This is a genomic window from Saccharomonospora iraqiensis subsp. iraqiensis (assembly GCF_000430445.1).
GTDB classification, from domain to species: domain Bacteria; phylum Actinomycetota; class Actinomycetes; order Mycobacteriales; family Pseudonocardiaceae; genus Saccharomonospora; species Saccharomonospora iraqiensis.
Genome location: NZ_KE387124.1, coordinates 1 through 4,987 on the forward strand (window position 1 = coordinate 1; position 4,987 = coordinate 4,987).

Annotated in this window: 5 protein-coding genes; all 5 read right to left on the bottom strand. The window is 71.4% G+C overall.

The window, feature by feature from the left end; translation table 11 throughout:
• Positions 1-176: 176 nt before the first annotated feature.
• Positions 177-1,805, bottom strand: coding sequence for a cytochrome c biogenesis protein ResB (gene resB / locus ACTIR_RS0118420; protein ID WP_026455381.1), 1,629 nt, complete (start codon positions 1,803-1,805; stop codon positions 177-179).
• Positions 1,802-2,575: a cytochrome c biogenesis CcdA family protein gene (locus ACTIR_RS0118425; protein WP_026455382.1), complete on the bottom strand. Its 774-nt coding sequence runs from the start codon at positions 2,573-2,575 to the stop codon at positions 1,802-1,804. Before ACTIR_RS0118425 ends, resB begins: the two co-directional genes overlap by 4 nt.
• 271 nt (positions 2,576-2,846) lie before the next feature.
• A complete protein-coding gene (locus tag ACTIR_RS0118430) occupies positions 2,847-3,425 on the bottom strand; it encodes a TlpA family protein disulfide reductase (protein ID WP_034240934.1) in 579 nt (192 codons plus the stop codon).
• 298 nt (positions 3,426-3,723) lie between these two features.
• A complete protein-coding gene (locus ACTIR_RS0118435; RefSeq protein ID WP_161629652.1) occupies positions 3,724-4,350 on the bottom strand; it encodes a DUF4352 domain-containing protein in 627 nt (208 codons plus the stop codon).
• A 134-nt stretch (positions 4,351-4,484) separates the two neighbouring features.
• Positions 4,485-4,987, bottom strand: a 503-nt coding sequence (locus tag ACTIR_RS24230; RefSeq protein ID WP_065388612.1) for a histidine phosphatase family protein, incomplete at its 5' end; no start/stop codon positions are given.

Genomic DNA, 4,987 nt, shown 5'->3' on the forward strand with positions numbered 1-4,987 from the left:
CGCCTCCGACGACCCCGCGTCCGACGATCCCGCGTCCCGGCCCGCCGCGGCAGCCGTCCGGCCCCGCCGCCCGGCCGACTGCTCGACGAGGACGAACACCATCGCCAGCAGGTACACCACGACGGCCGTGGCGTAGGACCAGTCGCTGTACTGCGACAACGTCTCGTTGACCGGCATCAGCGTGCCTTCCCGTCCTCGAGTCCACGATGCAACAGGTCACCGGTGATCGCGGTGAACTCCTCGCCGTACCCGGCCTGGTCCGTCCTGGCCAGCCCGCCCATTTCTACTACTGTACGTCGGAGATCATCGTCGTCGCGTGCGGGTGTGATCCGCATCCAGAACCGGCGGCGTTTGATCGCCAGCGAGGCGCCCAGGCCGACGAACATCGCGATCGCGAAGCCGAGCACCCAGCCCTGGGTGGGGTCGTGCGAACCCTGCAACGACACCCACTCCCCGACCCCGTCGAAGCTGATCGTGGTGCCGTCGTCCAGGGTGAGCTCCTCCCCGAGGCGCAGGTTCTCCCGCGCGACCCGTTCGAGCCTGCCGCTGTCCACCAGGGACCGGTCGATCTCGAAGATCGACACGGATCGCCCGGCCTCGACGCCCAGTTCCCCGCGCATCACGTCCACGGCCACCGCGGGGTCGGTCAGCTCGGGGAAGGACGAGTTGAGGATCTCGCCGCGGAACGCGGCGGTCGGGGCGAACAGGCCGGTGATCGCCAGTTGGTTCTCCCGGCGCTTCTCGGGGTCGGTGATCCCGGGCGGGTCGAACTTCGTCGCGCCCTCGGACAGCAGCGTCGTCTGGTCGGTCGGGCGCCACTGGATCGTCTTCGTCCGGACCTCGCCGTCCGGGTAGGTCACGGTGAACGTGGGCGCGTACCCGTGTCCGAGGAGGTAGACCCGGTCCCCCGCGGTGCGCAGGGGTTCGTTGACCTCCAGGTGGTACGGCCGCCAGGTACCCTCGTCCAGGTCCTCGCCCGACTGGTACTCGAGGTCGGCCTCGTACGCGATCGGCTGGCCCGCGTCGGTGTAGTCCGCCTCGAAGTCGTTGACCCGCACACAGAACTGGTTGAGCTCGGTACCGTCCACCCGGAGCCCGGGGTCGAACGAGTCGTAGGCATAGGCGCCGGAGTTGCAGAACTCCTGGCCGTCGGCGTGCACGATCACCTGGCCCTCGTACGAGTACATCGCGCCGAGGCCGAAAGCGACGATGAGGCCGAGCATTCCGAAGTGGAACACCAGGTTGCCGGTCTCGCGGAGGTACCCCTTCTCCGCGCTGATCGTGCGGACGCCGTCGGGCTCCTCGCGCTCGACCAGCCGCCAGCCACGCAGGCGTTTCCGCGCCGAGGCCACGATGTCCGCGGGTGCGGCGTCCGACTCCGCCCGCACGTGGTGCGGCAACCGCGCGAGGTTCTTCGGGGTGAGCACCGGCCCGGCCCGCATCGCGCGCAGGTATTCGAGGCTGCGCGGCAGCAGGCAGCCGACCAGCGACACCATCAGCAGCAGGTAGATCGCCGAGAACCAGACGCTGGAGTAGACGTCGAAGAACTGCAGCCGGTCGAGCAGCCTGCCCCACCAGCCGTGCTCGGCGATGTACTCGGCCGTCTCGGCCTCGTTGAGCTGCCGCTGCGGAAGCAGGGCCCCCGGCAACGCGGCCAGGGCGAGCAGGAACAACAGCACCAGGGCCGTGCGCATCGACCGCAGGCCGCGCCAGGTGTTGCGGACGAATGCGAGGGCACGCTGCCACCGGGAGGGGCCCCGGCGCGGGGAGTCGGCCGACGACGTCGGGGTCGCGGTGTCGGTCACAGCGGCAGCTCCGTGTCCGTGATGAAGGCGTCCCGCATCCAGGCCACCATCTCCATCCACAGCCCGGTCACCAGCAGCACACCCACGCCGATCAGCAGTGCACCGCCGACGATCTGCACCGTCCGGCCGTTGCGGCGCAACCAGTCGGTGGCGCGCACGGCCCAGCGCGCCCCGGCGGCCAGGAACACGAACGGCAGTCCGAGTCCGAGGCAGTAGATCAGCACGAGCAGGAAGCCGCGGGCGGCGGCGTCCCCACTCGCGCTCGCGATCATGAGCACGCCGGACAGCGTCGGCCCGATGCACGGGGTCCAACCGAGGCCGAACACCGCACCCAGCACCGGGGCACCCCACACGCCCGTCCGGGGGACGTGCTGCGGACGGGTGTCCCGCTGCAGCCCGGGGAACAGGCCGAGGAAGACCAGGCCCATCGCGATGATCACAACCCCGCCGAGACGCTGCAGCAGCTCCTGATTCGCCCAGAGGGTGTCGGCGACCCAGACGAGACCGCCGACGCTGAGGGTGAACACCACGGTGAACCCGAGGACGAAGAGCCCGGCCGCACCCACGACCGCCCGCCGTCCCTGCTTGCGCTCCTCGTCCGGCCGGACGGCGGGGGCGTCCGACCCCACCAGGGCGGACAGGTAGGCCAGATAGCCGGGCACGAGGGGGACCACGCACGGTGAGGCAAACGAGATCAGGCCCGTGAGGAGGGCGAGACCGGCCGCGACCAGGATCGGACCGGACACCGCCAACTCAGTCACCGCATCCACGCGCCTCAGCGTAGGGAATACGACTCGTGTGAAGTCGGCCGGTGGGCCCGGCCCGAGGGGAAGAGACGCAGGACACGCCGTGGACGCCGGGCACGGACCACGTCGACGCCGTCGACGGTGTGGCGCGAACGACCCGCGTCCCGGGCCGCGTGGACACACGCAGTGTCCGACCATGGGCGCGGGGTGTCAACTCGCGGGCGCGGGGTGGGGACTCGCGGGCACGAGCTGTCAACTCGCGGGCGTGGGGTGGCGACTCGCGGGGTGGGGTGGGTCAGGTGTTCGGCGCCGGTTCGGCGGCGAGGCGGTCGACCAGGGGGCGCAGGTCCGAGGCGAGGACGTCGCGGAGGTAGATGGCGGCGACGCGGCCCTGCCGGTCCACGATGATCGTGGACGGGACGACGCTGCGCGGGTAGCCGGTCAGGTTCAGCAGGGAGCGGCCGGGCGGGTCGTAGATCGACGGGTAGGTCAGGCCGCGGTCCCGCATGAAGTCCTGCGGCGCCGCACGGTTGTAGTCCCGCAGGTCGATGCCCAGCAGCTGCACACCCTGGTCCCGCGTCGCCTCCCAGAGGCGCTGCAGCTCGGGGGCCTCGGTGCGGCAGGGGCCGCACCACTGGCCCCACAGGTTGATCAGCAGGACCTTCCCCTCGTAGTCCGCGGCGGCGATCCGGTTGTCCGGGTCGAACAGGTCCTCCCCGGCGACCTCCGGCAACTGCTGCCGCTCGTCTTCCGGATAGTGGATGTCGGTCTCGCCGCCCGGCGAGACGAACTCGAAGTCACCTCCCCGGGCCACCGCGTCGTCGCCGGTGGCGCACCCGGCGACGGTCAGCACCACCACCGCGAGCGCCGCCATCAGACGCGCACGCCGACCGGACGGTGTCGCGCCGTGCCCGATCCCCCGCCGCCCGGGACGGAACGGAACTCTCCCCACCGACATTCGACCTCACCTACGCCCTGCTCCGGTGTGCGCGGTGCGCCCGGTCCACCGGCCGGGCGCGCTCACCTCCACTGTGCGCCACCGTGCCCCGGCCGGTCCGGCAGGGGTGGGCCCGACCGTCCGCCCGTCCGCACGGTCCGGTGCCCGACCCCGCACGTTCGGTGACGGACGGCGGGGTGGGCACCGGCCGCGGGAGCGGGCGCTGTCAGCGACGTCACAACTCGACGACCACGCCCCCGCTGAAGGCGGAGTCGTGCAGTTCGAGCTCGGCCGGGGTCGCGTCGGCCGGGATGTCGAAGACCACGACACCCTCCACCGCGTTGCCGGGATTGATCTCCTCGAACAGCGTCTGGCTGTCCTGGTCGAGGTAGATGCCCGCCTCGGTGTCGGCGGAGAACTCACGACCCTCGGCGTCGTAGAGCTTCTGGTTGTCCCCGAAGAGGGACTGCGGCTCGTCACCGATGTTCTCGACGGTCATCGACACCAGGCAGAACTGGCCCTGTGCCGTCGTGCCCGCGAACTCGTTGCCGACCTCGGTGCGCCCGCAGTCCACCCCGCTCACGGTGAACTCGAACTTGCCGTCCCGGGCGGGCGTGTTCAGTCCCGCGGTCTCCGGCTCGTCCCCACCATCGGCGGCCTCGTCGCCTGCGGAGTCACCGCCCGCGGCCGCTTCGGCGGGGGCGTCGGAGCCGCCGGAGCCATCGGAGCCGTCGCCCCCACCGCCCAGCGCCGAACCGATGCCGATCACCACGAACACCACCAACAGGGCGGTCAGCACCTTGTGCCGGCCGAACCAGCTGCCTTCCGCACCCTTCCCCGACGACTGCTGCGCTTCACTCACCTGGACCAAGCCTCTCTCACCCATCCGCACGGACGGATCGACGTTTACGGACGATGTCCCTACGTCGGGGCCGGAGGTGGGAACGTGAACAGCGGTGCGCGCCGAACGTGACGGACCGAACAGTCCCGCTGTGGTCAGGCGCCGGTGACCGTGGGGTCGGTGGTGCCCGCCGGTTCGCTGTAGACGATCCCGGTGAGGTGTTCGCCGTCGAAGACGAGGCTCGTCAGCGACGCGAGGGAGCACTGGCGCCGTCTGGGGTCGTGCCAGAGTCGCCTGCCCTCCAGGAACCGGCGCAACGTCCAGATCGGGAGCTGGTGGGACACGCACAGTGCCTCGGCGCCCTCCGCCGCCGCGCGGGCGGTGTGCACCGCGCCGAGCATCCGGTGCGCGAGCCCGGTGTAGGGCTCGCCCCACGACGGCAGGAACGGGTTGCGCAGTTTCGACCAGTGCCGCGGCTGCCGCAACGCGCCGTCGCCCACCCCGACCCGTAGGCCCTCGAACCGGTTGTCCGCCTCGATCAGCCGCTCGTCGGTGGTCACCGGCAGCCGGTGCGCCGCCGCGACCGGCTCCGCGGTCTCCTGCGCCCGCTCCAGCGGGGAGGCCACCACGTGCACCAGCGCGTGCGTCGCGAGCGTCT

What these genes read in the sequence shown, in the direction of transcription:
- ACTIR_RS0118430 (WP_034240934.1), bottom strand. Translation starts at nt 3,425, where the DNA reads ATGGCGGCGCTCGCGGTGGTGGTGCTGACCGTCGCCGGGTGCGCCACC.